We start from the raw sequence: 24,086 nt of genomic DNA, 5'->3' as shown, positions 1-24,086 counted from the left end.
GCGTGCGGGCCTCATCGCTGGCAAGCCAGCTCCCACAGGTTTTGATGCCGGCAGCCTATTTTGTGAACACCCTTGAACCCTGTGGGAGCGGGCTTGCTCGCGAAAGCGTCAGCCGCCCCAACACATAAAATTCAGGATGCCTCCATGCTCCAACTAATCCTCGGCGGCGCCCGCTCCGGCAAAAGCCGTCTGGCGGAAAAACTCGCCACCGACAGCAACCTCTCGGTCACCTACATCGCCACCAGCCAACCGCTCGATGGTGAGATGAACGATCGCGTTGCCCACCATCGCGCCCGTCGCCCAGCCGAATGGGAGCTCGTCGAAGAGCCCCTGGAACTGGCTCGCGTCCTGCGCGAATCCGCCCGCGCCGAGCGTTGCTTGCTGGTCGATTGCCTAACCCTGTGGCTGACCAATCTGCTGATGCTGGAAGACGCCGAACGCCTCGTCGCCGAACGCGAAGCCTTGCTCAACTGCCTGGCCACGCTGCCGGGGGAAATCATTTTTGTCAGCAACGAGACCGGAATGGGTGTCGTGCCGCTGGGCGAATTGACTCGCCGCTACGTCGATGAAGCCGGTTGGCTGCATCAAGCTCTGGCTGAGCGCTGTCAGCGTGTTGTCCTGACCGTCGCCGGCCTGCCCCTGACTCTGAAAGGATCTGCGCTATGACCCACACCTGGTGGCTGAACCCGTGCAAACCGGTGAACGCCGATATCGTTGAGCAAGCCGCCGCGCGCCAACAACAACTGACCAAACCGGCCGGTTCGCTGGGGCAGCTGGAAGCAGTGGCGGTGCAATTGGCCGGTCTGCAAGGCCAGGTCAAACCGACACTGGAGCAGATCTGGATCGCGATTTTTGCCGGCGACCACGGCGTGGTCGCTGAAGGGGTTTCGGCGTTCCCGCAGGAAGTCACCGGGCAAATGCTGCTCAACTTCGTCAGCGGCGGCGCGGCGATCAGCGTGCTGGCGCGTCAGCTCGGCGCGCAGCTGGAAGTGGTCGATCTGGGCACCGTTAATCCCGCGCTGAACCTGGCGGGTGTGCGTCACTTGAATATCGGTGCGGGCACAGCGAATTTCGCTCAGGGCGCGGCGATGACCCAAGCCCAAGGTGAACTGGCGTTGCAGGCCGGTCGTGACAGCGTGCTGCGAGCGAGAGCGGCCGGCGCGCAGTTGTTCATCGGCGGCGAAATGGGCATCGGCAACACCACGGCCGCCAGCGCGCTGGCCTGTGCTTTGCTCGATTGCCCGGTGGTGCACCTGACGGGCCCCGGCACCGGGTTGAATGCCGAAGGTGTCAGCCATAAAGCCCAAGTCATCGAACGCGCACTGGCGTTGCACGCGGCCCAGCGCGGAGATGCGTTGCAGACGCTGTTCAATCTTGGCGGTTTCGAAATCGCGGCGCTGGTCGGTGCGTATCTGGCGTGCGCGCAGGAAGGCGTTGCGGTGCTGGTCGACGGCTTTATCTGCACGGTCGCGGCGCTGGTCGCGGTACGCCTGAATGCGGCGTGTCGCGAGTGGCTGCTGTTCGGTCATCGCGGTGCTGAACCAGGCCATCGTCATGTGCTGGAAACCCTCGGCGCCGAGCCATTGCTGGAACTCGGTCTGCGTCTGGGCGAAGGCAGCGGTGCGGCGCTGGCGGTGCCCCTGTTGCGTCTGGCCTGCGACCTGCACGGGCAGATGGCGACATTCGCCGAAGCGGCGGTGGCGGATCGCCCGGCATGACCTTGCGCCTTGATCTGCTGCGTCACGGTGAAACCGAATTGGGTGGCGGCTTGCGCGGCAGTCTTGATGATGCGCTGACCGAAAAAGGCTGGACGCAGATGCGCGCGGCGGTGGTCGAGGGCGGGCCTTGGGATCGTTTGGTCAGCTCGCCGTTGCAGCGTTGCGCGCGGTTTGCCGCTGAGTTGGGTGAGCAATTGAATCTGCCGGTGCACCTCGACAAAGATCTGCAGGAGCTGCATTTCGGCGCGTGGGAAGGGCAGAGCGCGGCGGCGTTGATGGAGACGGATGCTGACGCGTTGGGCCTGTTTTGGGCCGATCCATATTCATTCACGCCGCCGCAGGGTGAACCGGTTAGCGACTTTTCTACGCGAGTGTTGGCAGCAGTGGCTCGGCTGCACAGCGCATATGCCGGTGAGCGAATTTTGCTGATCAGCCACGGCGGCGTCATGCGTTTATTGTTGGCGCAGGCGCGAGGTTTGCCGCGTGAGCAATTGCTCAATGTTGAAGTAGGGCACGGCGCATTGTTTGCGCTGACGGTCGAGGCCGACGGTTTACTCAAGGAAGGTCACTGACATGTTGCCGCTGTGGATCGCCCTGCAATTTCTCAGCAGCCTGCCGATTCGTCTGCCGGGGATGCCTGAGCCGGAACAGCTTGGGCGTTCGCTGCTGTTTTATCCGCTGGTGGGATTGTTGTTTGGTGTGATCCTGTGGGCGCTGAATCTGGCATTGGCGGGGGCGCCGTTGTTGCTGCATGCGGCGTTGCTGCTGACGGTTTGGGTGTTACTCAGCGGCGCGTTGCACCTTGATGGTCTGGCGGATAGCGCCGATGCCTGGCTCGGTGGGTTTGGTGATCGCGAGCGCACGCTGACGATCATGAAAGATCCGCGCAGCGGGCCGATTGCCGTGGTCACGCTGGTGCTGGTGTTGTTGCTCAAGTTTGCCGCGTTGCTGGCGTTGATCGAGCAAGGGCATGGGCTGGTGTTGATCATCGTGCCGGTGCTTGGGCGGGCGGCGCTGCTGGGGTTGTTTTTGACCACGCCGTATGTGCGTGCGGGTGGGTTGGGGCAGGCCTTGGCAGATCATTTACCGCGTCGGGCCGGGTGGTGGGTGCTGGGCTTCAGTGCGTTGGTCTGTGTGCTGATTGCCGGGTTCAGCGCCGTTGTTGCGGTGGTGATTTCTGTCGCGGTGTTTGTCTGGCTGCGGCGGGTGATGATGCGGCGGTTGGGCGGGACGACGGGCGATACGGCGGGGGCGTTGTTGGAGTTGTTGGAGGTGGGGGTGTTGGTGGGATTGGCGTTGGCCTGATAGATTTTTATCGTTCATGCCGGCCCCATCGCGAGCAGGCTCACTCCTACAGGGGAGCGCGGTCAACTGTAGGAGTGAGCCTGCTCGCGATAGCAATTTTCCAGGCACTAAAAATGTTCAGGGTAAACTCATCTGTAACTTGATTTAACACAGTCGCGGGTATATACACGCATCATGCTTACCTCTCAGTGTTTGTGCACCAACCTGCGTCGCGCCGCGCGTGGCGTCAGCAGGCATTACGACGGCGCTCTCGACGGCTTCGGGATCAACGTTGCGCAGTATTCTTTGCTGTGCAACCTGCAACGTCTCGATCAACCGAGCATCTCGGAACTCGCCGAAGCCATGGGGCTGGATCGCAGCACCCTCGGGCGCAATCTGCGCGTGCTCGAAGGTGAAGGCCTGGTGGCGCTGGCCGAGGGCGAAGACATGCGTAACCGCATCGTCCGGCTCACGGAAATCGGTGCGCAACGTCTGGCAGATGCACTGCCGGCCTGGGAGGCGGCGCAGCAGCGCTTGATCGATCGACTGGGTGCCGAGAAGCGTGAAATTCTGCTCAAATTGCTGGATGAACTGGCCTAATCGCCGGTTTTTCCGACCTCAAGCGGGTATATACCCGCGACTGGAGAATAATAATGACATCGATGTGGCGTACGTGCGGTTGGGTGTTGGTCGGCAGTGCGCTGATTCTTGCGTTGTCATTGGGCGTGCGGCACGGCTTCGGTCTGTTTCTGTCGCCGATGAGCGCGCAGTTCGGCTGGGGCCGCGAGGTGTTCGCCTTCGCTATCGCTTTGCAGAACCTGATCTGGGGTTTGGCGCAGCCATTCACCGGCGCGCTGGCTGACCGTTTCGGCGCGGCGAAAGTGGTGCTGGTCGGCGGCGTGCTCTACGCCGTGGGCCTGATCTGCATGGGCTTGTCGGATTCGGCGGTGACGCTGTCGCTGAGTGCTGGTTTGCTGATTGGCATCGGCCTGTCCGGCACCTCGTTCTCGGTCATCCTCGGCGTCGTCGGTCGTGCAGTGCCGCCGGAGAAACGCAGCATGGGCATGGGCATCGCCAGTGCTGCCGGCTCGTTCGGCCAGTTCGCGATGTTGCCCGGTACCCTCGGCCTGATCGGCTGGCTCGGTTGGTCGGCGGCGCTGCTGGTGTTGGGCCTTCTGGTGGCGCTGATTGTGCCGCTGGTGAGCATGCTCAAGGACAAACCGCTGCCGGTGCTCGGTCATGAGCAAACTCTGTCTGAAGCCTTGCGTGAGGCCTGTTCGCATTCGGGTTTTTGGTTGCTGGCGTTCGGCTTTTTTGTCTGTGGTTTTCAGGTGGTGTTTATCGGCGTGCATCTGCCGGCGTATCTGGTTGATCAGCATCTCCCGGCCAGCGTCGGTACTACGGTGCTGGCGCTGATCGGGCTGTTCAATATCTTCGGCACTTACACGGCTGGTTGGCTTGGCGGGCGCATGTCGAAACCGCGTTTGCTCACGGCGTTGTATCTGTTGCGCGCAGTGGTGATCGTGCTGTTCCTCTGGATGCCGGTGACGACCACCTCGGCCTATCTGTTCGGCATGGCGATGGGCTTCTTGTGGCTGTCGACGGTGCCGTTGACCAACGGTACGGTGGCGACCTTGTTTGGTGTGCGCAATCTGTCCATGCTCGGCGGCATCGTGTTCCTGTTCCATCAGCTCGGCTCGTTCCTCGGCGGCTGGCTGGGCGGGGTGGTGTATGACCGAACCGGGAGTTATGACTTGATTTGGCAAGTGGCGATTCTGTTGAGTCTGTTGGCGGCCGCACTGAACTGGCCGGTGCGCGAGCGTCCGGTGGCCCGCCTGCAAGCCGCAGCGGGCGCCGCATGAGCCGATTCTGGCCACGTCTCCTCTTTGCCGCACTCGGCGCCGCATTGTTGGCGCTGGTGTGGTGGGGCTGGCATCAGGGCGGTCTGGCGTTGATGCAACTGGGCATGAGCATTTGCTAGAAGCAGGCGTGGCGAGTAACGTCGAAGTCTGACGACTTCTCAAGGATGTACGACATGCTGATGCGCTGGTGTGCGGTTCCCGCGTTGCTGATGGCGTTGACTGGCGTGGCCCAGGCCGCTGACTGTCCGGAATTGCTGCAAGGCTCGCTGCCCAAATTGCGCGCCAAGGATTCCATCGACCTGTGCAAACAATACGCAGACAAACCGCTGGTGGTGGTCAACACCGCCAGTTTCTGCGGTTTCGCGCCGCAGTTCGAAGGCCTTGAGGCGCTGCATAAGCGTTATGAGGGGCAGGGGCTGGAAATGCTCGGCGTGCCGTCCAATGACTTCAAACAAGAGTCCAAGGACAGCGCTGAGACCGCCAAGGTCTGCTACGCCAACTACGGCGTGACGTTCGCCATGACCGAACCGCAGAAAGTCCGTGGCGATGACGCTACGCATATGTTCCAGGTATTGGCTGCGCAGAGCAGCGCGCCGAAGTGGAATTTCTACAAATACGTGGTCGATCGACAGGGCAAAGTGATCGCCAATTTCTCTAGCCTGACCAAACCGGATGATCCGGAATTCATCGCCGCGATCGAAAAAGCCATCGCCTCAAAACCCCTGAAACCCTGACCTTCAGCGGGTTTACCCAAATCCTGTAGGAGCTGCGGCACGCTGCGATCTTTTGATCTTAAAGGTCAAATCAAAAGATCGCAGCGTGCCGCAGCTCCTACAAAGTTTTGCTCGCAGGCACAAAAAAGCCCCGCTTTCTGTAAAGAGAGCGGGGCTTTTCAGTGGGCGAGGGGTTAACCCCGCCCGGCAGCATCAGAAGCGATAAGTCGCGCCAACACCGAAACCGTTTGCCGAGTTTTCATACTTGGCGTCGTAGGTCTGGCCACGATCGTTTTCGTTGCGGATCTTGATCGACTCTTCTTTCAGGTACGAGTAAGCGACGTCGATGGTCAGGTCTTCGGTCGGGCTCCAGCCAGCACCGATGCTGAAAATCGTACGGTCGCCAGTCGGAATACGTGGCGAACGGTCGACGTTGTTGGTCGGCGACTGGTCGAAGGTCAGACCGGTACGCAGTACCCATTCCTTGTTCAACTGGTACGAAGTACCCACGGCGTAAGCCCAGGAGTCGTGCCAGTTCTGGTCTTCGGTGATTTCACCGAACTGACCGGCCAGTGCAGGCTGCACGCCCGAGTTCTCGACGGTGATTTTCTTCAGCTGGCTCCAACGGGTGAAGGTCGAACCGGCGTAGACATTCCACTGATCGTTGATCGCCTGGGTCACCGAGAAGTCCAGGGATTCAGGCGTAGTGATCTTCAGCGAAGCGTCGTACTTCTGGTTCGGGTTCGCGCCGATCAGGCCGAGCACGCCGTAGTTGACCTTGGTGTTGCCTTCGAGCTTGTAGTCGACTTTCGAGTGGTAGGTCATGCCCAGGCGCGTAGTGTCGGTGGCTTGAACCAGCACGCCGATGTTGTAGCCCAGTGCGGTGTCGTCACCCTTGATCTTGACCTTGCCATCTGGCGCGGCCTGAGTGATCGACAGGTTGGATTCCAGCGAGCCGTCGATACGGTTGATGGTCGGGCCGAAGCCGATCGACACCACGTCGTTGAACTTGTAGCTCACGGTTGGCTGGAAGGTGATGACTTGTACTTCGGACTTGCTGCCGAAGTAACGGCCGGCAAAGCCGTTTTCGTAATCGGTGATCAGGCCGAACGGCACGTAAACGCCGAGGCCGAATGCCCAATGATCATCGATTGGTTTGACGTAGAAGCCCATAGGTACGGAGGTGAAGGGCACCATGTCGCCTTTGTTGCTGCCGCCGTTAGGGCTGGAGCTGGCGTCGCTGATATCGGTTTTTGCGTCGAGGAATGCAACACCGCCAGTGACTTGTTCGCGCGTGATGCGCGACATGCCGGCAGGGTTACCATAAACAGTGCTTGCGTCGTCGGCAGAAGAAGATCGCCCGGCGTACCCAGTCCCCATCCCGCTGATGCTGTGTTCGTTGATGGCAAAGCCAGCTGCGAAAATCTGGGTGGATGCCATGGTAACGGCGAGGCTAAGGGTGGTTTTGAGCATTACTTTTTTCATTATTAGAACTCCTGGTGATCACCGGGGCGAAAATTACCAACATTTTCGCTCCGGCGCTATAGTCCGTATGCCTTGAGTTAGAGCGGTTTTGTAGGACAATCCGACCAGATTCGCGACCCGTTACACGATCTTGCGAAACCGGTGGGTCAACAAGCGACCTGATTCATCGGTGAAACACAGGTCTGCCAGGCGTAGGTGAAATCGCGCAGACGACCCTGAGGCTGAAACGTCTGACGCCAGATGCGCGCCATTCCGAGTAAATCAGCCGGGTCGGGGAGGGTGGGGTTTTGTTCTTCTACCAACAGCCAGGCGATGGCGGTGGCGTAACGCAGATTAACGGTTAATTCCAGGTGCGGCCCGCTGAGGAAAGCATGCTGACTGGCAAGGCCGCGAACCAGGCTTGCGCGCTCCGGATCGAGTGCCAGGTAATCATCCCAAAGGGCTTGATGACGATGCTCGGCAATGCGGTAGAGGCCGTGGCCACGGCGGTCATGCAGGGCAGAACCCAGGGCTGACTGACTGGCGGCGATGCCCAGCAACAGGGCTTCGGCAGTTGCGCAGTGGCGTCCCAGGTAGATCAACGTAGGACGGATCACATAGCGGCACAGTTCGCTGGCAGCGATACCCATAAATCCCTCGGTTCTTGTTATTAATGGCGAGTCCTGAAGGGGGGCTTGGCAGCTGTGGATCGGTTCAGGCTCGCCGCAAGCGGATCACGCCGCTTGAGTTGAAGTGTAGTGTCATATTCGCGACGTAAAGGCCTGTTTTTAAAATATTTCCGGCTGCGCGGAATATCCGTTATATCCGATGGTGCTTAGCCGCTGAGGGGTAAAAGCGAAACATCGGGCAATAAAAAGCCCCGCATTTTGTGCGGGGCTTTTGCTTTTGCAGCCTTTTCGGCTTTCAGGCAACCAGTGCCTGACGGGTACGATCGATCACGGCCTGCAGCGGTTCAGCGCTGGAGTACTGATCGGGGTAAAGACGCTCGCTGTGGCGGGCGATACCGTGTTCGTTGACCAGTGTGAAGCTGAAGCAGCCTTTGCGAGCGGCCATGATCAGGCAGTTCATCGGAGCAAAAGCGTTGGTTAGGGTGCGAATGGCATCCTGAGTATGGATTTGAGTAGACATAGTTATTAGGTGTTCCTACAAATGACACGGATAAGAACCGTGCAACGTTAAAACGTTCCAGTGACGACGACCACCATTGGTCGAACGAAGAACCCGACTGGAACAAAGCAGCCAGTTTGAAGCGCTGATAAGTTGGCGCGCTTGGGCTGGCAGGTAGGTACTTAGGAGGGCAGGCAACACATCAAGGGCAAAGGTTCTGGGCCCGGGGTGAAGATCCTGATCAATTTGCAGGTTGGTTCGGTCAGAGTAAGTGGCCTTCGCAACACCCTTTGCATCATTCAAAGGCTGTGTTGTCGCAAGATTTACCTGGAAACCATCGAGGGGTCGCTCCCGCTTTTTTCGGCGATTGGCTTCTTGGTAGAAGGTTGACCGTGGGGATGTGTTCGACCGGAATTGACTTTCAGCTTGGTACTAACGCCGCGGATACTAACGGATAGAAAAGTACAAAGCAAACCCAATGCTGAAAAAGATTGCAGGCGGCTACGGATTCTGCTTGTCGATCCGGCGGATCGCCCCGTATTGGCCCACATTAAGACCGTCGGTCGGTGAAACAATTTTCATCAAGCGCCGCGCCAGACAGCCTTATCCCCAGGGAAGGGTGGAAAACGACCCGAAAAAGCGCACCCCTATAACCGGGTAACAGGTACTTGTGCACATTAGTTGCGCGGACTGTCACAGCACTGTCACATCAATCCTGACCCCGATGGCTGCCTGCATCGAAAGTTTAAGTCAATGAAAAACATCGGTTTTTTTTGTTGGTGAAAAAATCGTCAGTTTGACTGCGAGCCCCATTCCACAAGGGTTTGCGAGGGTTCAAGGGCGGTTGTCCACTGAGTTATCCACAGCTTCTGTGGATTGTCCCGAGCGCTTGCTCTAGCACGGGCGTGCCGGGTTTTTTTCGGACTTTACCTGTAAGAAAAAGAGAGTAGAGTGGCGCGCCTTCCGATCTGTCCCACAGTGCTTTATGAAGTTTCGCTCAGTATCAGACTCTGTCACCTCAGAACCCCCTCGTGTTACCCCGCCCAAGCGATTTTCTGTGCGCGTGGCCGAATGGCTGCTCGACAGCCCGCGCCTGAGCGACAGCCACAACGCCAAACACCTTGCCGGCCGCCTGCTCAAGCAGCCTGCGCGCGAAGGCGTGGTCGCTGCGCAAAGCCGTCTCGGCCAATTGATGTGCCGCGAGTGCGGTAACGCCCGCGACCGCCGCATCGGCCAGGATCTGTTGCGTTCGGCTGCCCGTGCCGGCGACCGGCGTGCGCAGCAGGAACTCGGTCTCATCGAAGACTGAGCTGTCCAAGACCTGACACCTTGGTTAACCTTCAGGCTTTATTGGATGGGCAGGAATCTCTATGGCGATGGACTTGACCAGCGTATTGCTCGGTCTCGCGGCAGCGGGGTTGCCATTGCTGGCGCTGGCCTGGCAACTGCAGCGCCGGGCGAGCAACGGCCAAGCCGACGTGGCCCTGCTCGAAGAGCGGCTGGCCATGGCGCAACTGGCGCAGGACGGCCTCAACGCTCAGCTTGAGGCGAGCCGCGATGAAGTCGCTGATCTGGGCCAGGCCAACGCCGCGAAACAGGCGGAACTGGCGGCCCTGCGCCGTGAAGTCGAGTTGCTGCAGATCGAGCGCGACGACGCCCGCGATGCGTCCCACGCCTGGAATATCGAACGTGCCAGCAAAGAAGCCGAACTGCGCCGTCTCGACGCGCAAGCCGCTTCGTTGAACGCCGAGCTGCGTGAGCAACAGGAAAGCCATCAACAACGCCTCAGCGACCTGCAAGGTTCGCGCGATGAGCTGCGCGCGCAGTTCGCCGAACTGGCCGGCAAGATCTTCGATGAGCGCGAGCAGCGTTTTGCCGAAACCAGTCAACAGCGCCTCGGCCAGTTGCTCGATCCACTGAAAGAACGCATTCAATCCTTCGAAAAACGTGTGGAAGAAAGCTATCAGGCTGAAGCCCGCGAGCGCTTTTCGCTGGCCAAGGAGCTGGAACGTTTGCAGGCGCTCAACCTGCGTCTGAGCGACGAAGCGACCAACCTGACCCGTGCCCTCAAGGGCCAGAAAACCCAAGGCAACTGGGGCGAGCTGATTCTCGAACGGGTGCTCGAACACGCTGGTCTGGAGAAGGGCCGCGAGTATCAGACACAGGTGAATTTGAAAGGCCCGGACGGCGAGCGTTTCCAGCCCGACGTGGTGATTTATCTGCCGGGCGACAAGCAGGTGGTGGTCGACTCGAAAGTCAGTCTGACCGCGTATCAGCAATACGTCGCCGCCGAAGACGACACCCTCGGCCAGATCGCGATCAAGCAGCACGTACTGTCCCTGCGCAATCACGTCAAAGGTCTGGCCGGCAAGGATTACAAGCGTCTGGAAGGCCTGCACAGCCTCGATTTTGTTTTGCTGTTCGTGCCGATCGAAGCAGCGTTCTCGGCGGCGTTGCAGGCTGAACCGTCGCTGTTTCAAGAGGCGTTCGACCGCAACATCGTGATTGTCAGCCCGACCACATTGCTGGCGACATTGCGGGTCATCGACAGTCTGTGGAAGCAGGAGCGCCAGAGCCAGAACGCCCGGGAAATCGCCGAGCGTGCCGGATGGCTGTACGACAAGTTCGTGCTGTTTATTCAGGATCTGGACGAGGTCGGCAATCGTCTGCAGCAACTGGACAAAGCCTACAGCTCAGCGCGCAACAAACTGACAGAAGGGCGCGGCAATCTGGTCAGCCGCAGTGAGCAGCTCAAACTGCTCGGGGCGCGAGCGAGCAAGAGCTTGCCGGCGGATCTGCTGGAGCGGGCGATGACCGATGTTGATGGCTTGGTCGAACTTCCCGAGTAACCTCAAAAGCTTCGCGAGCAGGCTCGCTCCCTCTATTTGTAATGCATTCCAATGTGGGAGCGAGCCTGCTCGCGAAGAGGCCAGTGCAGCGCATACATATTTAGAGCGGCACATACCGACTCAACAACGCCCGCAACGCCGCCGGTTTCACCGGTTTCGCCAGATAATCCAGACCCGCCGCATGCACCTGCGCCACCGTTTCCGGCCGCCCATCCGCACTGATCACCACCCCCGGCACCGGCTCGCCCAACGTCGTGCGCAACCACGCCATCAACTCTGTCCCGGTGTCGCCGTGATCGAGGTGGTAATCCACCAGCGCCAGTTGCGGCCGCACGCCATCCTTAAGCAACGCCGCACATTCCTCGCGATTGCGCGCCGTCCACACCTGACAACCCCAGCGGCTGAGCAAACTGTTCATGCCAATCAAAATGCTGTCTTCATTGTCGATACACAGCACCTGCGCGCCGCCCAGCAACTTGCCGTTCAACTCGACAGCGGCGCTGGCCGGCACGGTTTGCGTCGGGGCCAATGGCACGCTGACGCTGAACACACTGCCGCGCCCCGGCCACGAACGCACACGCAACGTATGGCCGAGCACGCGGCACAAGCCATCGGCAATCGCCAAGCCAAGCCCCAAACCTTTTTCGGCGCGGGTCTGGTGGCTGTCGAGGCGTTTGAATTCTTCGAAAATCACCTGCAGCTTGTCCTCCGGAATCCCCGGCCCGCGATCCCACACTTCCAGCGACAATTCTCCCCCGCGCCGACGCACGCCGAGCAGCACCGGGCCTTTGGCATAGCGGAACGCATTGGTGAGGAAGTTCTGCAAAATCCGCCGCAGCAATTTGCTGTCGCTGTCGATGCGCAGGTGACTGCCACGCACGCGGAAGGTCAGGCCCTGTTCTTGCGCCAGTGCCTTGAATTCGGCGCCGAGAATATCGAACAGCTCATTGAGCGCAAACGGCTTGCGATCCGGGTTGATCTTGCCATTTTCCAGGCGCGAGATATCCAGCAGATCGCTGATCAAGTCTTCGGCTGAACGCAGCGAACTGTCGAGGTGCTGCACCAGTTTCTGCGCCTCGCTGCTCAAGCCATCGTCCTGGTGGGAGAGGGCGGCGGAGAACAGGCGGGCGGCGTTCAACGGTTGCATCAAGTCATGGCTGACCGCCGCGAGGAAGCGGGTTTTCGACTGGTTCGCCGCTTCGGCGGTGCCCTTGGCTTCGGTCAGCGCGACGTTGAGTTGCGACAGTTCCTGCGTACGCTCGCTGACCCGTTGCTCCAGCCCCTCGTTGGCCTCGGTCAGCGCCTGCTCAGCTTCGCGGAACGCAGTAATGTCGGTGAAACTCATGACGAAACCGCCGCCCGGCATCGGGTTGCCGATCAACTCGATCACCCGACCGTTGGGGAACAACCGTTCAGAGGTGTGCGCGCGGCCCTGACGCATCCAGTGCAAGCGACGGGCAACGTGTACTTCGGCTTCGCCGGGGCCGCACAAGCCGCGCTCGGCGTTGTAGCGAATGATGTCGGCAATCGGCCGGCCAACGCTGATCAAACCGTCCGGGTAGTTGAACAGCTCCAGATAGCGTCGATTCCACGCCACCAGTTTCAGCGATTGGTCGACCACGCTGATGCCTTGGGTGATGTTCTCGATCGCGCCTTGCAGCAGGGCGCGGTTGAACTGCAACACTTCCGACGCTTCGTCGGCGATCCGGACTACGTCCTCCAACTGCATTTCCCGACCTTCGATAGCGGCTTTTACTACAGCGCGGGTCGAAGAAGCGCCAAGCACACCGGCCAACAAGCGCTCGGTGTGGGCGATCCATTCGCCATCGGCGTTCTGGTTCGGGTTGAAGCCTTTGCCCTGACGGTAGGCGAAACGAATAAAGCTCTGCCGCGCGCGTTCTTCACCGACAAACCGCGCCGCCAGTTGCAACAGATCGTCGATTTGCACCGCCAGCATCGAGCGTGCGCTCGGCCGCGCGCTGATCTCCTGACCGATAAAACGCCCGGCCTGCCAGTGTTCCGATACCCGCGTGCGCGACAGCACCGAGACCCACGCGAACAGGGTGAAGTTACCGGCCAGCGACAGCACCACGCCTTGTGTCAGTGGGGTGATTGGCAAATTCAGCGGATTGCTGTGCAACCATGCCAGCCCCGGAAAACTGCTCAGGGACAAGCCCAGGCTGTGCGCGGCAATCGGCAGAATCAGCGTGTAAAACCACAGGAAAGTACCGGCAGCGAGACCGGCAAAAACCCCGCGCCGGTTAGCCTGTTTCCAGTACAGCGCGCCCAACATGGCCGGGGCCAATTGGGTGACAGCGGCGAAGGCAATCTGGCCGATGGTCGCCAGGCTCGCGGTGGAACCGAGCAGGCGATAGCTGACATACGCCAGCAACAGAATCACCACGATGCTGACGCGGCGCACCGAGAGCATCCACTGACGGAACACTTCGAACGGGCGCTCGGCGTTATTTCGGCGCAGCAACCACGGCAACAGCATGTCGTTGGAGACCATGGTCGACAACGCTACGCTGGCGACAATCACCATGCCGGTCGCCGCCGAAGCACCACCGATAAACGCCAGCAGTGCTAGCGCCGGATGGGCTTGAGCCAACGGCAAACTGATCACGAAGGAGTCGGGGAGTACGTCGCTCGGTAACAACATCTGACCGGCGAGGGCGATCGGGACTACAAACAGCGCGGCCAGTGCGAGGTAGGCCGGGAACACCCATTTGGCCAGTCGCAGATCCTGCGGGTCGATGTTCTCCACCACGGTGACGTGAAACTGCCGGGGCAGGCAAATGATCGCCATCATCGCCACGCCGGTCTGCACCACCATCGACGGCCAGTTAATGGTTTCTTTCCAGTATTCCTCGAGGCGCGGGGCGAGCATTGCCTGGTTGAACAGGTCATCGAAACCGTCGTACAGACCGAAAGTGACGAAGGCGCCGACCGCGAGAAAGGCAAACAGTTTGACCAGCGATTCGAAGGCAATCGCCAGCACCATGCCGCGGTGGTGCTCGGTGGCGTCGAGGTTGCGCGTACCGAAGACGATGGTGAACAGCGCCAGCACCAGCGACACGATCAGCGCGGTGTCCTGGGCGCGGGTGCCCATGGCGTCGGCGCCGGCGCCGATCAACAGGTTCACGCCGAGGACGATGCCTTTGAGTTGCAGGGCGATGTAGGGGAGGACGCCGACCAGGCAGATCAGCGCGACGACTACCGCCAGCGATTGCGATTTGCCGTAACGCGCGGCGATGAAGTCAGCGATGGAGGTGATGTTCTCCTGTTTGCTGATCATCACCATTTTCTGCAGCACCCATGGCGCGCCGAGCAGCAGCAGGATCGGCCCGAGGTAAATCGGCAGGAACGACCACAATTGTTCGGCAGCCTGACCGACCGCGCCGAAGAATGTCCAGCTGGTGCAATAAACCGCCAGCGACAGGCTGTACACCCAGGCACGCATCCGCGGCGGCAAAGGCGCGCTGCGACGGTCGCCGTAGAAGGCGATAGCGAACATGATGGCCATATAGGCGAGGGCGACGGCGGCGATCAGCCCGGTGGACAACGACATGCAACACTCCCGACAGAGACTCCCCGGCAACCCTGTCCGGGCCAACAGTCTCGCATGAGTGCGGCGGTTAGTCAGTGTCGACCAAGGTCGTGGCGTGGCGGGGTGTCGCAGGGGTGGAACCCGTCAGTATTAGCGGTGACCGGGCGGGCCTCTTCGCGAGCAAGCCCGCTCCCACAAGGGGAATGCATTCCAAATGTGGGAGCGGGCTTGCTCGCGAAGGCGTCAGTCCAGACGCAGCGCAATATCGATCAGATAATGCAGCTCATCCACTTCAAGCGCCGCCGCCGAAAACAGTATCCGGAACACCACCGGCGCCACCACCAGGTTGATCAGCCGATCAACACTCGGCGCGGTTTCATCGGGATGCCGCGCAATGATCGTCTGCAACTGCGCACCAATGATCGTCACGCAATACCCCGGCGTCGCGCTCGCTTGCACGTCGCGCATCATGTTGCGGCCGGGCTCGGAGCTCATCTCGTCGAGATACTGTTCAGCCCACGCCCGAATATCACTGCGCAAACTGCCCGTTTCTGCCGGCTCGCTGTCCGGGCGCATGCGGGCGAGGGCGACGTCTGCGAGCAACGCCGCCAGATCCCCCCAGCGTCGATAAATCGTCGACGGCGTCACGCCTGCACGTGCGGCGATTTGCGGCACGGTCACGGTCGAGCGCTCCTGCTCTTGCAGAAGCGCGTGGACTGCCGAATGAATCGACTCTTGCACCCGGGCACTGCGGCCGCCGGGGCGTAAACCTTCTTTAATAGCCATGCGGCAGACCTTAACACAAAGAATTTGCTTTAAGCGCGAGGCGGTAGCACACTCCGCAAAAGCAAAAAATTAGCTTTTGCGGAGTGTGCCCATGATTAGCCCCTTGAATAACGTCGTTTCAAACCGCTCCAGCCTGTGGTTTCTGGCGATCACCTTACTCAGTTTTCTCGCCGCTTCCACCGCGCCGACGCCGTTGTATCACCTGTATCAGGATCAACTGCATTTCTCGGCGGTGGTGCTGACGCTGATCTTCGGCGTCTATGCGCTCAGTCTGTTGGCGGCGCTATTAACAGTGGGTTCGCTGTCCGATCACGTCGGGCGCAAACCGGTGATTTTTACCGCCGTGCTGCTCAATGCCTTGGCGATGCTGCTGTTTATCTATGCCGACAGCGTCACGTGGCTGATCAGCGCGCGCGTCCTGCAAGGTTTCGCCACCGGCATGGCCACTGCGGTGTTGAGCGCGACGTTGCTCGATACGGATCGCCAACAAGGGCCGTTGATCAACAGCGTCGCGCCGCTGTTGGGAATGGCGTTGGGCGGTTTGGGTTGCGGTTTGCTCGCGGAATTTGCTCCGGCGCCGTTGCAGTTGACCTATTGGTTGTTGCTCGGATTGTTTGTATTGCAGGGGATTTATGTCTGGCGCCTGCCGGAAAGCGTCTCGCCGCAAGCCGGGGCCTGGGCGTCATTAAAGCCGACGCTGCACGTGCCGGCTCAGGCCCGTTCAACATTGTGGCGAGTGCTGCCGTTAAACACCGCGACATGGGCGCTTGGTGGTTTTTACGCCTCGCTGGCTCCGTCATTGGTACGCACGGCCACCGGTTCGACGTCCAACCTGATCGGCGGCTCGACCGTAGCGGCATTGACCCTGACCGGTGCGTTGATGATTTTCACCTTGCGCAATCGCAGCGCCAAACAAGCCTTGCGGCTGGGCGCGAGTTTGCTGCCGATCGGTCTGGTGCTGATCTTGCTCGGCGTGCACAGCGCGAGTCTTTCGCTGTTCTTCCTCGGCACGCTGGTCGCCGGTTGTGGGTTTGGCTCGGGCTTCCTTGGCGCAGTGCGCAGCCTGGTTCCGCTGGCATTGCCTCACGAACGGGCCGGTTTGATGTCGGCGTATTACGTGCTCAGCTACCTCGCGTTCTGCCTGCCGGCATTGTTGGCCGGTTATCTGGCTCGCACCTATGGCTTGCTGGCGACCACAGATGGTTACGGCGCAGTGCTGATCGTGTTGGCGGTGGGGGCTTTGTTGCTCAGCCTGCGCGCTAACGCAGTCAAGGTGTGCAGCGCTCCCTGAGTTTCGGTTAGCCTTGCTTGGCCATTCTTCTCTCGGATCGATTCATGAAGATTATCCGCAGCAAAACCTTTACCGCCGACCGCGCCTGGGGCGCGCTGGATATCGCCAATATGAACGGCATCACCACGCGCCTGCACTGGACGGATCAGCCGTACAAATGGCACGTCAACGATGGCGAAGAAGTGTTCGTGGTGCTCGATGGCCAGGTGCAGATGCACTACCGCGAAAATGGCGAAGAAAAACAGGTGCAGCTCGACGTTGGCGACATCTTTTACGCCTCGGTCGGCACCGAGCATGTCGCGCATCCACAAGGCGCGGCGCGGATTCTGGTGATCGAAAGCGAAGGCAGCGTCTGACTGCTTATTGGTAAAACAGATAACAGTTAGAGATATTACCCGTTATATAGATATTCGATTTGGATCTACCATGAATTCCACCTCACCTGAGGACAGGAGTTCATGATGATTTGCCCCAACAGCGCCAAACCCGGCATCAAGCCGTTCAGCCAACTTCAGCATCCGCGTGAAGTGATCCGCCAATTCACACCGAACTGGTTCGCCGCGACCATGGGTACCGGTGTGCTGGCATTGGCGTTGGCGCAACTGCCGGTGGCGATCCCCGGTTTGCACGCCGTGGCCGAAGGGCTGTGGTTGTTCAACATTCTGTTGTTCACGTTGTTTACCCTGGCTTATGCCGCTCGCTGGATTCTGTTCTTCGATGAAGCGCGGCGGATTTTCGGGCATTCCACGGTATCGATGTTCTTCGGCACCATCCCAATGGGCCTGGCGACGATCATCAACGGCTTTTTGGTGTTCGGCCTGCCGCGCTGGGGCGACGGGGTGATTCATCTCGCCGAAGTGCTGTGGTGGATCGACGTGGCGATGTCGCTGGCCTGCGGCGTGTTGATTCCGTACATGATGTTTACCCGTCAGGAACACAGCATTGATCAGATGACCGCCGTTTGGCTGTTGCCCGTAGTCGCCGCAGAAGTGGCGGCGGCCAGCGGTGGTTTGCTCGCACCGCATCTGACCGATGCCCACTCGCAACTGGTGATGCTGACCACCAGCTACGTGCTTTGGGCATTTTCCCTACCGGTGGCGTTCAGCATTCTGACAATCCTTCTGCTGCGCATGGCCCTGCACAAACTGCCTCACGAAAACATGGCCGCTTCGAGCTGGCTGGCCCTTGGCCCGATCGGCACCGGTGCGCTGGGCATGTTGCTGTTGGGCGCTGATGCACCGGCGATCTTCGCTGCCAACGGTCTGCCGGGCATCGGCGAAATCGCATCGGGCATTGGCCTGGTCGCCGGCATCACGCTGTGGGGCTTCGGGTTGTGGTGGATGTTGATGGCGCTGCTGATCACCGTGCGTTATCTGCGTGACGGCATCCCGTTCAATCTTGGCTGGTGGGGCTTCACCTTCCCGTTGGGCGTTTATTCGCTGGCAACGTTGAAGCTGGCGAGCACCTTGAATCTCGGCTTTTTCAGCGTGGTTGGCTGTGTGTTGGTGACGTTGCTCGCGATCATGTGGCTGATCGTCGGTAAACGCACCGTGCAAGGCGCGTGGCGTGGCGAGCTGTTTGTTTCACCGTGCATCGCCGGTTTGAAGAAATAACCTGAAATATTTAGCTAAGGTGTGGCCTGGATTGCGGTTTGTGAATCCAATAGACAGTATCCAGACCACCCCCCAGCAAAATCAGGGAAACACGGAAGATGAGTCACTCCTCACAGTTCAACCTGCTGCGCACGCGACGGTTTTTACCGTTCTTCATCACGCAATCGCTCGGCGCGTTTAACGACAACGTGTTTAAACAGTCGTTGATCCTCGCCATTCTCTATCGGCTGACCATCGAAGGTGACCGCTCGATTTGGGTCAACCTCTGTGCGCTGCTGTTTATTCTGCCGTTCTTCCTGTTCTCGGCGCTGGCCGGGCAGTTTGGCGAAAAGTTCGCCAAGGACGCGTTGATCCGTCTGATCAAACTGGCGGAAATCGCCATCATGGCGGTGGGATCCGTCGGATTCTTGTTCGATCATCTGTCGCTGATGCTGGTGGCGTTGTTCGCCATGGGCACGCACTCGGCGTTATTCGGGCCGGTGAAGTATTCGATCCTGCCGCAGGCATTGCGCGAGGATGAACTGGTCGGCGGCAATGGCCTGGTGGAGATGGGCACGTTTCTGGCGATCCTCGCCGGCACTATCGGCGCCGGGGTCATCATGTCTTCGACGCACTACGCGCCACTGGTGTCCGGCGCCATCGTCGGCATTGCCGTGCTGGGTTATCTCGCCAGCCGCAGCATTCCACGGGCGGCGGCGTCCTCGCCGGAAATGCGCCTGAACTGGAACATCTTCAGCCAATCGTGGGCGACGCTGAAACTCGGCTTGGGCCAGACCCCAGCGGTGTCGCGTTCGATCGTCGGCAACTCGTGGTTCTGGTTTGTCGGGGCGATTTATCTGACGCAGATTCCGGCGTATGCCAAGGAATGGATGCACGGCGATGAGACCGTGGTCACCTTGATTCTGACGGTGTTCTCGGTCGGTATCGCCCTCGGTTCAATGCTCTGCGAGAAGCTTTCCGGGCGTAAAGTCGAGATCGGTCTGGTGCCGTTCGGCTCGTTTGGTCTGACCGTGTTCGGGCTGCTGCTGTGGTGGCATTCCGGCGGGATTCCGGACAGCGTCACTGGCCATAGCTGGGTTGAAGTGCTGGGCTTTGTGCACACGTGGGCGGTGTTGATCGACATTCTCGGTCTGGGCATTTTCGGCGGCTTCTATATCGTGCCGCTGTACGCATTGATCCAGTCGCGCACCGCCGAGAACGAGCGCGCGCGGGTAATCGCAGCGAACAACATTCTCAACGCACTGTTTATGGTGGTCTCGGCCATCGTTTCGATCATGTTGTTGAGCGTGGTCAAACTGTCGATTCCGCAGCTGTTCTTGGTGGTGTCGCTGCTGAACATCGGCGTTAACGCCTACATCTTCAAAATCGTCCCCGAGTTCAGTATGCGTTTCATGATCTGGCTGCTCAGCCATTCCATGTACCGCGTCGAGCATCGCAACCTTGAGGCGATTCCTGATGAGGGCGCGGCGTTGTTGGTGTGTAACCACGTGTCGTTCGTCGATGCCTTGCTGATTGGCGGCGCAGTTCGTAGGCCGATTCGCTTTGTCATGTACTACAAAATCTACAACCTGCCGGTGCTGAACTTTATCTTCCGCACGGCGGGGGCCATTCCTATCGCTGGGCGGCAGGAAGATATCCAGATCTACGAAAAGGCCTTCACGCGGATTGCTCAGTATCTGAAGAACGGTGAACTGGTGTGCATCTTCCCGGAAGGCAAATTGACCGCTGATGGCGAGATGAATGAATTCAGGGGCGGGCTGACGCGGATTCTCGAAGAGACGCCGGTACCGGTGATTCCGCTGGCGTTGCAGGGGTTGTGGGGGAGCTTCTTCAGTCGCGATCCGAACAAGGGGTTTTTTCACCGGTTGTGGTCGCGGGTGACGTTGGTGGCGGGTTCGGCGGTAACTGTGGAAGCGGCGGAGCCGGCGAAGTTGCAGGTGTTGGTGGGGGAGTTGCGTGGGGCGGTTAGATAGTCGCTGATTTTTAGGGCCTCTTCGCGAGCAAGCCCGCTCCCACAGTTGACCGTATTCCCATGATGGAACGCGGTCTAATGTGGGAGCAACTGTCTTGATACCCTTTATTTTGAATGCAGGGTGATAGGCAGCTGATCTCCCACAGCCCATAGCCGTGCATTTTTTCCCAGAAACACCGCTCTATTTCAAGCCAACTGTTCCTTCCATGGCGTTCGATCCCGGATCATTGCGTTCAGTCTTATCAACAGCACACGCATGCAGGCGATCAGCGCTACTTTTGCGCATTTTCCTTTGTCGCGTAGGGTTTGATATCGAGCCTGAAACTCGGGCTGGCGCATAATCACGACCCAACTTGCCATGTACAGCGCGCGGCGAGCGGAAAATCTTCCCCCCTCAATGTGTCGAAGTCCTTTGTGTTTCCCGCTGTCGTCGTTGTAAGGGGCTATACCTGCCAAAGCTGCTATTTCGTGGCGTCCAATCTCACCCAGCTCAGGTAAATAGGCCATTAAACTGGCAGCCGTCACGAGCCCGATACCCTTGACCGAGCACAAGCGTGCAGCTTTATCACTGTCCAGTTTTTTCGCACTTTGACGGATCAGCTTTTCTATCGACTTTATTGCCTGGGTTAGATAATCGATATGGCTCTGCAACAAGGGTTTCACCAAATCTGCTGAAGCCGTTTTGATGCGTCGCAAATCGTCACTTTGTTGCTGAACAAAGTTTTCACGCTGCTGTACGAGCGCACGCAAATTATCCTGCTCAGGGCTAGAGACTCGACTGTTTGGCGACTTTATGACTTCTGCAAACTGCGCAAGAAGTCGTGCATCAATCGGGTCGGTTTTAGCGCGTTGGCCCATTGCACTGGCAAAGCTCTTGGCGCGGCGAGGATTGATTCGTATAACGTCGAACCCCCCGGCCTGAAGCGCTTTCATGACCTCTCGCTCATAACCACCTGTGGCTTCAAGCAACACGCGATTGACCTTATAGCAATTAAACCAATCAATAAGCTTGGGGAAGTCACTGATGCTATTGGAAAAACTCGCACCTACGTCTTGCGGGTTAATCCGAATCTCAAGAGTATCTTTGGCGACATCGATACCGGCGCAGGAAAACATGGCGGAATCCTCTTACACTCAAAGGTGAGAGCACTCTGGTTGGGCACCACGCTTGTACTGTTCGAGGTCGGCTCGTTCAACTGTTCGGGCTCAATAACCAGAGCGAGAGATGATTGGCAGCTTGGGCTCCCACACGTGCTTTAAGCACCCCGGGCATTCAGCTTGCCAACCATCCCTCTCATCCCGATTCTAACTCCTATGCAAGACACAAGCGGGCTTGCTCGCGAAAGCGGTAGAGGCCTAAGCGCTGACCTTAAGCCCAATCAACCCGGTAATGATCAACGCCACACTCGCCAGCCGAATCAACGCCATCGATTCGCCAAACAGTATGATCCCGGCAATCACCGTGCCCACAGCACCGACGCCCGTCCAGATCGCATACGCCGTGCCCAACGGCAATTCCTTCATCGCAAGGCCGAGCAGGCCAAGGCTGATGGCCATGGCCGCAACGGTCAGCGCAGTAGGAAGTGGACGGCTGAAGCCATCGGTGTATTTCAGGCCAACGGCCCAGCCGACTTCGAACAGGCCGGCGAAAAACAGAATGATCCAGGACATGAGAGACCTCCATCGATTGACGGGGTCGTCCCCAGATTAATGACTCGATCGAGCCGCGAGGTCGTCCTCGCGTTGCGCGATAGTTTGACCAGCATTAACCCGGGGATCAAGTTTCAGCTCAGTCGGCAGCCTGTTGCGCCAGCGCCTCGCGATCTTCCTTCTCGCTCATGCGGCGGAAGTAGGTCGACAGCAGCGCCCCGGAAATATTGTGCCAGACACTGAACAACGCGCTCGGCACTGCCGCCAGTGGCGAGAAGTGCGCACTGGCCAACGCAGCGCCCAATCCCGAGTTCTGCATGCCGACTTCCAGCGCCAGCGATTTGCGCTGAGCCAACGGCAGCTTGAACAGGCGACCGGTGAAGTAACCCAGCAGATAACCGAAGCTGTTGTGCAGTATCACCACGGCCATGATCAGCAGACCGGATTCGGCAATTTTTGCCTGGCTGGCGGCGACCACGGCAGTGACGATAATCACGATGCTGACCACCGACACCAGCGGCAACACATCCACCGCATGACGAACCTTGTCGCCAAGCAGACGCTGGGCAACCACGCCGAGAATGATCGGCAACAGCACCACTTGCAGGATCGACCAGAACAGCTCCATGAACGACACCGGCAACCACGCCGAAGCCAGTAGCCAGATCAGCGCCGGGGTCAGCAGCGGAGCGAGGAGGGTGGTAACGGCGGCGATGGCTACCGACAACGCCAGATCCCCACGGGCCAGCCAGGTCATCACGTTGGAGGAGGTGCCGCTCGGGCAGCAACCGACCAGAATCACCCCGACGGCGATTTCCGGCGGCAGGTGAAACACCTGGCAAAGCAACCACGCCACGCCGGGCATGATCACGAAGTGTGCAACCACGCCCAGCGCCACGCGCCACGGATGGCGGGCAACGGCAGCGAAGTCGTCGAGTTTGAGGGTCAGGCCCATGCCGAACATCACCAGCCCGAGCAACGGCACGATCGCGCTTTTCAGGCCGAGGAACCACGCCGGTTGCAGGAACGCGATGACCGCGAAAATCAGAACCCAGTAAGCGAAGGTATTGCCGACAAAGCGGCTGAGTGCAGCCAGTGCGCGCATGGCTTGTTCCTTATTGTTAGTTACACCACAAAACCAATTGTGGGAGCGAGCCTGCTCGCGATGGCGGTCGTTCAGTCAACATTGATGTTGAATGTCAGTCCCTCATCGCGAGCAGGCTCACTCCTACAGTTTGGACATCACAAGGGTTTAGATCCCCTGCGGAGTCTCTTCACCACCCAACGCTTCAACCAGCGCCGGCAGGAAGTCGCCGAAGGTCAGCATCATCAGGGTGAAGCTGGCGTCCAGTTGACCCAGTGCCTCGTCGCCACCGTCCTGTTCCGCTTGATCCTGCAACAGATCTTCGAACTTAAGACGTTTAACCGTCATCTTGTCGTCAAGCATGAACGACAACTTGTCCTGCCACGCCAGCGACAGCTGCGTGACGACTTTGCCGGTGCTCAGGTGCAGCTGGATTTCTTCGCTGGTCAGATCCTGACGTTTGCAACGAACGATGCCGCCGTCTTCGTGGGTGTCGCGCAGTTCGCACTCGTCCAGCACATAGAAGTCGTCGGCAGCTTTCTGCGTGGTGACCCATTCGGTCATGGTCGCGGTTGGCGACATTTTCACGCTCAGCGGACGGACGGGCAGGGTGCCGATCACTTCGCGCAGGGTCGACAGCAAGTCTTCAGCGCGTTTCGGGCTGGCCGAGTTGACCAGAATCAGGCCTTGTTTCGGCGCGATGGCGGCGAAGGTCGACGAGCGACGGATAAAGGCGCGCGGCAGGAAGGCCTGGATGATTTCATCCTTGATCTGATCGCGTTCCTTCTTATAGACCTTGCGCATCTGCTCGGCTTCGATCTCTTCGACCTTTTCCTTTACCGCGTCGCGCACGACGCTGCCCGGCAGAATGCGTTCTTCTTTACGCGCGGAAATCAGCAGGAAGTCACCGCTGACGTGTACCAATGGAGCATCTTCGCCTTTGCCGAACGGCGCGACGAAACCGTAGGTGGTCAACTCCTGGCTTGCACATGGACGCGCCAGTTTGGTGGCCAGTGCAGTTTCCAGCGCCTCGGCATCGACAGGCAGGTCTTGGGTCAGGCGATAGATAAGCAGGTTCTTGAACCACATGGGGTGAGTCTCTCCTTTATACAAAGGGGGGCA

At 59.3% G+C, this 24,086-nt stretch carries 23 protein-coding genes; 14 read left to right on the top strand and 9 right to left on the bottom strand.

Going from position 1 to position 24,086, the window contains the following annotated elements:
* Positions 1–144 precede the first annotated feature (144 nt).
* From cobU to ACZZ0D_RS15830, 8 genes are all read left to right on the top strand, one after another.
* Complete coding sequence (gene cobU / locus ACZZ0D_RS15865; protein WP_463553742.1) at positions 145–666, top strand: bifunctional adenosylcobinamide kinase/adenosylcobinamide-phosphate guanylyltransferase; 522 nt, start codon at positions 145–147, stop codon at positions 664–666.
* The gene (cobT, locus tag ACZZ0D_RS15860) at positions 663–1,718 is read left to right on the top strand and encodes a nicotinate-nucleotide--dimethylbenzimidazole phosphoribosyltransferase (protein ID WP_463553741.1); all 1,056 of its coding nucleotides are present in this window, start codon (positions 663–665) and stop codon (positions 1,716–1,718) included. Before cobU ends, cobT begins: the two co-directional genes overlap by 4 nt.
* Positions 1,715–2,290, top strand: coding sequence for an alpha-ribazole phosphatase family protein (gene cobC / locus ACZZ0D_RS15855; RefSeq protein WP_463553740.1), 576 nt, complete (start codon positions 1,715–1,717; stop codon positions 2,288–2,290). Before cobT ends, cobC begins: the two co-directional genes overlap by 4 nt.
* 1 nt (position 2,291) lies before the next feature.
* Positions 2,292–3,023, top strand: coding sequence for an adenosylcobinamide-GDP ribazoletransferase (locus tag ACZZ0D_RS15850; protein WP_463553739.1), 732 nt, complete (start codon positions 2,292–2,294; stop codon positions 3,021–3,023).
* Between the two features lie 174 nt (positions 3,024–3,197).
* The gene (locus ACZZ0D_RS15845) at positions 3,198–3,602 is read left to right on the top strand and encodes a MarR family winged helix-turn-helix transcriptional regulator (protein WP_463553738.1); all 405 of its coding nucleotides are present in this window, start codon (positions 3,198–3,200) and stop codon (positions 3,600–3,602) included.
* Between the two features lie 53 nt (positions 3,603–3,655).
* On the top strand, positions 3,656–4,864 hold the full coding sequence (locus tag ACZZ0D_RS15840) for an MFS transporter (RefSeq protein ID WP_282358135.1): 1,209 nt from the start codon (positions 3,656–3,658) through the stop codon (positions 4,862–4,864).
* Entirely contained in the window at positions 4,861–4,983 is a 123-nt protein-coding gene (locus ACZZ0D_RS15835) for a hypothetical protein (protein WP_400651029.1), read from the top strand. Before ACZZ0D_RS15840 ends, ACZZ0D_RS15835 begins: the two co-directional genes overlap by 4 nt.
* Positions 4,984–5,037: 54 nt before the next feature.
* Complete coding sequence (locus tag ACZZ0D_RS15830; protein WP_053118563.1) at positions 5,038–5,598, top strand: glutathione peroxidase; 561 nt, start codon at positions 5,038–5,040, stop codon at positions 5,596–5,598.
* A gap of 192 nt (positions 5,599–5,790) precedes the next feature.
* Here the strand turns inward: ACZZ0D_RS15830 and ACZZ0D_RS15825 are convergent, their stop codons facing one another.
* The 3 genes from ACZZ0D_RS15825 to ACZZ0D_RS15815 form a co-directional block, all read right to left on the bottom strand.
* Positions 5,791–7,062: an OmpP1/FadL family transporter gene (locus ACZZ0D_RS15825; RefSeq protein WP_463553737.1), complete on the bottom strand. Its 1,272-nt coding sequence runs from the start codon at positions 7,060–7,062 to the stop codon at positions 5,791–5,793.
* A gap of 146 nt (positions 7,063–7,208) precedes the next feature.
* The gene (locus ACZZ0D_RS15820) at positions 7,209–7,691 is read right to left on the bottom strand and encodes a hypothetical protein (protein WP_053118572.1); all 483 of its coding nucleotides are present in this window, start codon (positions 7,689–7,691) and stop codon (positions 7,209–7,211) included.
* Between the two features lie 274 nt (positions 7,692–7,965).
* Positions 7,966–8,190, bottom strand: a complete 225-nt coding sequence (locus tag ACZZ0D_RS15815) for a hypothetical protein (RefSeq protein WP_003214941.1) — start codon at positions 8,188–8,190, stop codon at positions 7,966–7,968.
* Between the two features lie 964 nt (positions 8,191–9,154).
* Here ACZZ0D_RS15815 and ACZZ0D_RS15810 point away from each other — a divergent pair.
* Both ACZZ0D_RS15810 and ACZZ0D_RS15805 read left to right on the top strand, forming a co-directional pair.
* On the top strand, positions 9,155–9,478 hold the full coding sequence (locus ACZZ0D_RS15810) for an SEL1-like repeat protein (protein WP_082341407.1): 324 nt from the start codon (positions 9,155–9,157) through the stop codon (positions 9,476–9,478).
* 175 nt (positions 9,479–9,653) lie between these two features.
* Positions 9,654–11,018, top strand: a complete 1,365-nt coding sequence (locus ACZZ0D_RS15805) for a DNA recombination protein RmuC (RefSeq protein ID WP_178124210.1) — start codon at positions 9,654–9,656, stop codon at positions 11,016–11,018.
* Positions 11,019–11,118: 100 nt separating this feature from the next.
* Here ACZZ0D_RS15805 and ACZZ0D_RS15800 read toward each other — a convergent pair whose 3' ends face one another.
* Together ACZZ0D_RS15800 and ACZZ0D_RS15795 are read right to left on the bottom strand one after the other, a co-directional pair.
* Complete coding sequence (locus ACZZ0D_RS15800) at positions 11,119–14,589, bottom strand: hybrid sensor histidine kinase/response regulator (RefSeq protein WP_212544279.1); 3,471 nt, start codon at positions 14,587–14,589, stop codon at positions 11,119–11,121.
* 222 nt (positions 14,590–14,811) lie between these two features.
* A complete protein-coding gene (locus ACZZ0D_RS15795; RefSeq protein ID WP_463553736.1) occupies positions 14,812–15,354 on the bottom strand; it encodes a TetR/AcrR family transcriptional regulator in 543 nt (180 codons plus the stop codon).
* Positions 15,355–15,445: 91 nt separating this feature from the next.
* Here ACZZ0D_RS15795 and ACZZ0D_RS15790 point away from each other — a divergent pair, with 91 nt between their 5' ends.
* The 4 genes from ACZZ0D_RS15790 (at position 15,446) to ACZZ0D_RS15775 (ending at position 20,231) form a co-directional block, all read left to right on the top strand.
* Positions 15,446–16,645: an MFS transporter gene (locus tag ACZZ0D_RS15790; RefSeq protein WP_463553735.1), complete on the top strand. Its 1,200-nt coding sequence runs from the start codon at positions 15,446–15,448 to the stop codon at positions 16,643–16,645.
* Positions 16,646–16,689: 44 nt separating this feature from the next.
* The gene (locus ACZZ0D_RS15785) at positions 16,690–17,001 is read left to right on the top strand and encodes a cupin domain-containing protein (RefSeq protein ID WP_212550946.1); all 312 of its coding nucleotides are present in this window, start codon (positions 16,690–16,692) and stop codon (positions 16,999–17,001) included.
* Between the two features lie 105 nt (positions 17,002–17,106).
* Entirely contained in the window at positions 17,107–18,258 is a 1,152-nt protein-coding gene (locus tag ACZZ0D_RS15780; RefSeq protein ID WP_463553734.1) for a TDT family transporter, read from the top strand.
* Between the two features lie 98 nt (positions 18,259–18,356).
* Positions 18,357–20,231, top strand: coding sequence for an MFS transporter (locus tag ACZZ0D_RS15775; protein WP_463553733.1), 1,875 nt, complete (start codon positions 18,357–18,359; stop codon positions 20,229–20,231).
* A 185-nt stretch (positions 20,232–20,416) separates the two neighbouring features.
* Here ACZZ0D_RS15775 and ACZZ0D_RS15770 read toward each other — a convergent pair whose 3' ends face one another.
* From ACZZ0D_RS15770 to rdgC, 4 genes are all read right to left on the bottom strand, one after another.
* Entirely contained in the window at positions 20,417–21,346 is a 930-nt protein-coding gene (locus ACZZ0D_RS15770; protein ID WP_463552436.1) for an IS110 family transposase, read from the bottom strand.
* Between the two features lie 240 nt (positions 21,347–21,586).
* Positions 21,587–21,901, bottom strand: a complete 315-nt coding sequence (gene sugE, locus ACZZ0D_RS15765; RefSeq protein ID WP_008077894.1) for a quaternary ammonium compound efflux SMR transporter SugE — start codon at positions 21,899–21,901, stop codon at positions 21,587–21,589.
* A gap of 118 nt (positions 21,902–22,019) precedes the next feature.
* Complete coding sequence (locus ACZZ0D_RS15760; protein ID WP_463553732.1) at positions 22,020–22,985, bottom strand: bile acid:sodium symporter family protein; 966 nt, start codon at positions 22,983–22,985, stop codon at positions 22,020–22,022.
* Between the two features lie 147 nt (positions 22,986–23,132).
* Complete coding sequence (gene rdgC / locus ACZZ0D_RS15755) at positions 23,133–24,053, bottom strand: recombination-associated protein RdgC (protein WP_053118594.1); 921 nt, start codon at positions 24,051–24,053, stop codon at positions 23,133–23,135.
* Positions 24,054–24,086: the final 33 nt, after the last annotated feature.

This window comes from Pseudomonas sp. AC193 (genome assembly GCF_979258075.1).
Note: the sequence above shows the minus strand (reverse complement) of the source record. Positions and strands in the feature narration are given on the sequence as shown.